The sequence below is a fragment of the Gracilibacillus timonensis genome (genome assembly GCF_900086715.1).
Classification (GTDB): Bacteria; Bacillota; Bacilli; order Bacillales; family Amphibacillaceae; genus Gracilibacillus; species Gracilibacillus timonensis.
This window is the reverse complement of the sequence record NZ_FLKH01000001.1, coordinates 1-5,883: the sequence shown is the minus strand read 5'-3', so window position 1 is coordinate 5,883 and position 5,883 is coordinate 1. Positions and strand designations below refer to the sequence as shown.

At 35.9% G+C, this 5,883-nt stretch carries 3 protein-coding genes and 9 tRNA genes; all 12 read right to left on the bottom strand.

Going from position 1 to position 5,883, the window contains the following annotated elements; genetic code table 11:
- Window positions 1–331: 331 nt before the first annotated feature.
- Window positions 332–2,374: a HelD family protein gene (locus BN6556_RS00060; RefSeq protein ID WP_161485659.1), complete on the bottom strand. Its 2,043-nt coding sequence runs from the start codon at window positions 2,372–2,374 to the stop codon at window positions 332–334.
- Window positions 2,375–2,938: 564 nt separating this feature from the next.
- A complete protein-coding gene (locus BN6556_RS00055) occupies window positions 2,939–3,496 on the bottom strand; it encodes a GNAT family N-acetyltransferase (RefSeq protein ID WP_235817418.1) in 558 nt (185 codons plus the stop codon).
- 97 nt (window positions 3,497–3,593) lie between these two features.
- A complete protein-coding gene (locus BN6556_RS00050; RefSeq protein ID WP_066185536.1) occupies window positions 3,594–4,049 on the bottom strand; it encodes an NUDIX hydrolase in 456 nt (151 codons plus the stop codon).
- Window positions 4,050–4,997: 948 nt separating this feature from the next.
- Window positions 4,998–5,079 (bottom strand) — tRNA-Leu (locus BN6556_RS00045).
- Between the two features lie 12 nt (window positions 5,080–5,091).
- Window positions 5,092–5,165, bottom strand: a tRNA-Cys gene (locus tag BN6556_RS00040).
- A gap of 20 nt (window positions 5,166–5,185) precedes the next feature.
- A tRNA-Gly gene (locus BN6556_RS00035) sits at window positions 5,186–5,260 on the bottom strand.
- A gap of 6 nt (window positions 5,261–5,266) precedes the next feature.
- Window positions 5,267–5,341: transfer RNA gene (locus BN6556_RS00030), tRNA-Gln, on the bottom strand.
- A 16-nt stretch (window positions 5,342–5,357) separates the two neighbouring features.
- Window positions 5,358–5,433: transfer RNA gene (locus BN6556_RS00025), tRNA-His, on the bottom strand.
- A gap of 11 nt (window positions 5,434–5,444) precedes the next feature.
- Window positions 5,445–5,515: transfer RNA gene (locus tag BN6556_RS00020), tRNA-Trp, on the bottom strand.
- Between the two features lie 16 nt (window positions 5,516–5,531).
- Window positions 5,532–5,617, bottom strand: a tRNA-Tyr gene (locus BN6556_RS00015).
- A gap of 32 nt (window positions 5,618–5,649) precedes the next feature.
- A tRNA-Phe gene (locus tag BN6556_RS00010) sits at window positions 5,650–5,725 on the bottom strand.
- A gap of 31 nt (window positions 5,726–5,756) precedes the next feature.
- A tRNA-Asp gene (locus BN6556_RS00005) sits at window positions 5,757–5,833 on the bottom strand.
- Window positions 5,834–5,883: the final 50 nt, after the last annotated feature.

Sequence of the window (5,883 nt, the reverse complement as noted above, 5' to 3'; positions counted from 1 at the left end):
TAGTATCTGAAATAATTTTACAAAGTTTTTTCAAATCGGAAATTAAATGAATAAACGAGCACATTACTCCAGATTTCTCTCTGATATAAAATGGAAAAGGATGTCTGAATTAATGTGGTAGTTTACACTATTCTCCTTTGAAATCGATTACGTTAAAGGGAAGCAGAACGCATAAGGAGAATATTTCAACAGTCTAAAAAATTAAGCAGCTTATATGAACTGACTCATTTTTTAGACTGTAATCAAAAGAGGTTTTAATCTATAGACTTTTACTTTTCAAAATTTGCAAGAATTAGAACACTTCGTTTTAACCTTTATAAAGCATCTTTTTTCACCCATTACTAATCAGTTCGGATGCTTCTCCGCTATAAATAACTGATAAATGATGCAGCGCTCTGGTACAACCAACATAGAGTAATTTAATAGCTTGTTCTGTCTTCGGATAGTGTCTTTCATCGACATCAACCATTAAAACAGAATCAAATTCCAATCCTTTGGATACATACACTGGCAATAAGGAAATTCCTCCTTCATATGATTTATCTTCGGTTGTAATCATACTTAATTCCAAGATTTCTTCTTTTAACTTCGGATAAATCCCGTTACATTCTTCTTCGGATCTTAGAATAACTGCAATAGTATTCATATTTTGCATTTTCATTTCACGAATCCAGCTTATGATTTCTTCTAATTTTTCTTCTGCTTTTATTTGTTTGATCTGCACGTCCTCGCCGCTTCGAAATACTGGTTCTGCATAAGCGGGACGATTGGCAAGATGATTAAGAATCATGTTGGAAAATGCAATAATCTCATAGGTGGAGCGATAGCTTTTGGTCATTTGAAAGAATTTCGCACGGGATGTACCGAAAAGATCGATAAAGTTCTTCCACTCATCAATGCCTTCATTGCTGTGAATGCCTTGTGCTAAATCACCTAATATTGTAAAAGAGGCTGCTTTAGTGCGCGCATTTAATACAGATACCTGATAGGGTGAGAAGTCTTGAGCTTCATCAATCACAACATGATCAAATCGTTCGTCCCTTTCTATCCCATACCAATAATCGTGAATATCGAGAAGCGGCGCCAGATCATCCAAGGTTATCTTATCCTTGGGAGGCAAAAGGTCTGTCCTTGCCATCTTTTTTAAGATTTGAGCATAAAGTTCATAAGGTTTCCGCTTTTTCCACTTACGTAAATAGCTTCTTAATTCCTTCTTACCATCTTTACGGGCTTGCGTCTGCTCTTTTTTGTCTTCATACATTTTCGCTTCGATTTCAATCCACCTGGTTAATTTTGCTTTGAGTCTATCATATTTCTTGGTGACAGGATTGTCTTTAAAATCAATTTCTATCCATTTTTTGATTTTTTCCAGTGAAACGCCTTGTTTGTTTTTCCAAGGGACAAAATCTTCTTCAGGAAGCCAATCTTTTTCTAATTGTGCTAAATGATCCCTGATTTGCTGTTGAAACGCTAAAGAGCCTTTCCAGTTATGCTGCTGGATTGTATTGGATTCAAAAAAATTTCTTCTTCTTTCGCTAAGAGATTCCAGCCTACATTTCGGATCATCAATAATAGCGTTCAAAACCCAATTTGGAAAGGTCGTCTGGACAATATTTCCTACGCCTAATTCAGGCAACACTTGTGAAATATAATCAAGAAAGATGGTGTTCGGTGCAAAAATAATCATCCGATGCGCTCTCAATTGTTCCCGATATTCGTATAGCAGAAAGGCTAATCGATGGAGTGCCACTGTTGTTTTCCCACTTCCTGCAACTCCCTGAATAATAACCGCTTTATTTAAGGGATAACGAATGATTTCATTTTGTTCTCCTTGGATAGTGGCAACAATATCACGTAGTCTGTTATCTTTTTGATCACCCAGCTTATATAAAAGGAATTCATCGCCTCCAGAAGCTTCTTGTTTTCCACGGATATAACGGTCTACTACTCTTCGTAGCTCCTCTTCATGGATGACAATATTTCTTTTTAAGTAGATTTCGCCTTCTACAATGCCATCTGGAGATTGATAATATACATCATCTTCACTCCCACTAAAACCATAGAACAAGCTGGCAATTGGAGCTCGCCAATCTGTAATCAGAACATTTCCTGTGTCTTCATCAAAAACACCTGCTTTTCCAATATAAGTGGGCTTCGCCTCCTTACTATCTTCCACTTTAAAATCAAGGCGAGCAAAATAAGATTCCTTTTTAGCAAGCCTTAAAGATTCTTTTACCCGCTGTCTGTTATCTTCCAATATGTTTTCGGTAAAATCATCACCAACATATTCCGGTATTTCAGCTAACCGTTCATATTGTTTGTGGATAATAGATAACGTTTTATCTAACACCTTTTTTTCTTCCTCAAATGGCACGAAAAATCCCTCCTCATTTAATGTCATGTTATTTTAGCAATAAAATGAAGAAAAATATAGACTTATATATTCCGTTCATGTATACTATTAAATACAGTCATAGCAAAAATAATTTTACATATAATGTAAAAACCTCTCGGGAAATAATTTGATTTTCCGAGAGGTTTTTTGTAAATATTTCTTATAGAATATTTTATTTTGATAATAAAATTCATGTAATTGTATCAAACATTTTCAATCCATAGTTTATATAATCGAAGATACCTGTTTTTAACAGTATTTTTAGATTCAATTCACAGCTTCCGGCTCCCATATGAAAATCTACCATAATACAAAAAACTCACAAACTCCATTATTTCAATGCTTGTGAGCCATTCTTTCTTAGTCTATTGCAATGAAAAATTATGGTTGACATTAGTGATCGGGCGAAAACTCCGAAGAAACACGATTTTGAGTAGTGCAGTTCATTTTATTCTCTAACGTGAATAGTGTTTTTTTCAAGTCTCTGTCCATACGATTTTAGTACAATAAACATTCTAGCGATAATCTTTTTTGCAATACCATTTATAAAATCTGCCATTCGTGCTTTAATATACTATACAATAGAGAGTCTCGCCAACCATCTTTAATTAACAAATCTTCACGTATTTTCCCTTCTTGAATCATCCCGACTTTTTGTAAGACTTTAGATGAACCTATATTTCTCGGGTCACAAGTTGCAAAAATTCGATGCATTTTATGTTCCTTAAATCCATAATCAATTATCAAATTGGCAACTTCAGTCGCTATCCCTTTACCCCAATACTTTGGATTTACAATATATGCAATTTCTCCATTCCTATTGAAACTATCTCTAATATTAAACTCTCCTGCCCCAATTAATCTTTTGTTAGCTTTTTCTATAATAGCAAACACATATCTAGTTCTTAATTTTTCATTATTAGCCTCTTCCATTATTTGATTAACAAAATTCTTTGTATCTTCTATTGTATTAGGCCCCCAAGGTTGGTATTGACAAACCATTTCTTGTGAGGCGTATTCATGAATATCATTCCAGTCACTTTCAATTATCTCCCTTAAAAATACCCGGCCATTGGATATACTAATATTGTTATGCACCAATAGACTCACCTCATTTATGAAAATTCAAAACTTTCTTTAACTCGGTTGAAAAGCTTCTAAGTAATATAACTTCCTTAGTGTTTCTATCCCCCCAAAATTACTTTATTTGTTTTTGGAATATATTAGTAGGGTGATAACTTTTTTGAACAAGACAATTTACAATTTGTTTTATAACGGTTGGATTACGAAGTTCATCATCATTAAATTTTACTAAATCACTCAGCTCCATCCAAACACTATCAATAATTTCATCTTCTTCAAGATATATTGAACCTCCAGTAATCTTCCCTATAAAATGAAACATAATCACTTGGTCTTGAGTACTGCTAATAAAATTATAAATACCCGTCGTATAAGTGAGTTCCACATCAAACCCTGTCTCTTCTTTCACTTCTCTTCTAGCTGACAAAAGGATGTCTTCCCCTTCTTCCATTCTTCCGCTTGGAAAATTCCACTTATTAATTACATTTGATTTGTTTTCTTTAATCATTAATACTTTTTCATCTTTAATTAGCGACACACTAACAACTAAAACAATTGGTTTTCCAGTCATTTTTTCTCCTCATTATTTATAATTAATGTCTATTGTCAACAACCTTAACACTTACAATAATCATTTCTTTTATTCAGAAATTAACACGTTATGTAAATACACCCGTCCAGAAACTTTATAGTGTTCCATTATCATTTTAACATAAAAAAGCAATTACCTAGTTTTTATAACGTCTATAAGCTATCATCTATACTTTGATATCGTCACAGCCTCCTCGGTATTAGCCACCCAATTCATTGTTTTTAGCGCCTTTATTCAAGTAAAAAGATTAGCTGTAAATAATTCCAGTAGTTGCTTGGTTACGTACTTACCGATACAGTCGTGAAAATTTTCCCTCTCTTAACCATAAAAAAGAACGTTTATACAACGCTCTTCAAGGATCCCACATATCATCTTCATTGTAATTTAGCTCTATTACTTTTCTTAATTTCTTCTTAGTTTTTTTCTTTCTCTTTTTTGTTAGTAGCTTCTTTAAGAATTTCAGCAACCTAACAGCCCCTTTTTATCATTACTATTAGCCTAAAATAGATTGGTTAATATGACAAGAGACGATTAAATGTTTATTGCTAAAAAACATAATAAAATACCTACTAGCACTGCTACGAATGGCTTGTCCTTTTGAGTTCTCGGTCAAAGCATAAAATGATAAGCAACAATGCTGTTAATAAATCACTGAAAAAAGCATTAAAATTTAAATGAAATAACTATTAGTTCCTTTTACTCCTAATATAACATATAAACGTTATGTCCATGTTATGAAAGAGCTACAAAAAGAAGATGACAATATAGCAGTAGCAGTTAATATGTATTGAATTGTGGTGCAATTGTGTATTAAAATTTAAAAATCTATGTTATTGCCAAAAAATAAAAAATGCTTATAAACGCTGTGATGTCAACGTTTATAAGCATATCGATGATTCCTAAAATCATCCTAAATTACCCTTTTAATACCGGTGGTCGGGGTCGAACCGACACTCCCGAAGGAACACGATTTTGAGTCGTGCGCGTCTGCCAATTCCGCCACACCGGCATGATCAAATTCTGGAGGCGGCAACCGGATTTGAACCGGTGATAAAGGTTTTGCAGACCTCTGCCTTACCACTTGGCTATGCCGCCACCATTTTGGTTAAATAAAATGGAGCGGAAGACGGGATTCGAACCCGCGACCCCCACCTTGGCAAGGTGATGTTCTACCACTGAACTACTTCCGCAAATAATGGCTGGGCTAGCTGGATTCGAACCAGCGCATGACGGTACCAAAAACCGTTGCCTTACCGCTTGGCTATAGCCCAATGCCTATTTAAATAATGGGGCGACCAGTGGGGATCGAACCCACGTATGCCGGAACCACAATCCGGTGCGTTAACCACTTCGCCATGACCGCCATAAACGCTACAGGGGTAGTAGGAATCGAACCCACATCAAAGGTTTTGGAGACCTTCGTTTTACCATTAAACTATACCCCTACGATTACTAAATAAATGGTGGAGGGAGTAGGACTCGAACCTACGAACCCGATGGGAGCGGATTTACAGTCCGCCGCGTTTGGCCAACTTCGCTATCCCTCCATATAAATAACAAAAAGAGAATTTTTTAAAAGTGGTGGCTCGGGACGGAATCGAACCGCCGACACACGGATTTTCAGTCCGTTGCTCTACCGACTGAGCTACCGAGCCAAGAATGAATGAATCTATTGATATGTATTAGTGGCGGTCCGGACGGGACTCGAACCCGCGACCTCCTGCGTGACAGGCAGGCATTCTAACCAACTGAACTACCGGACCATTGGTTGCGGGGGCAAGATTTGAACTTGCGACCTTCGGGTTATGAGCCC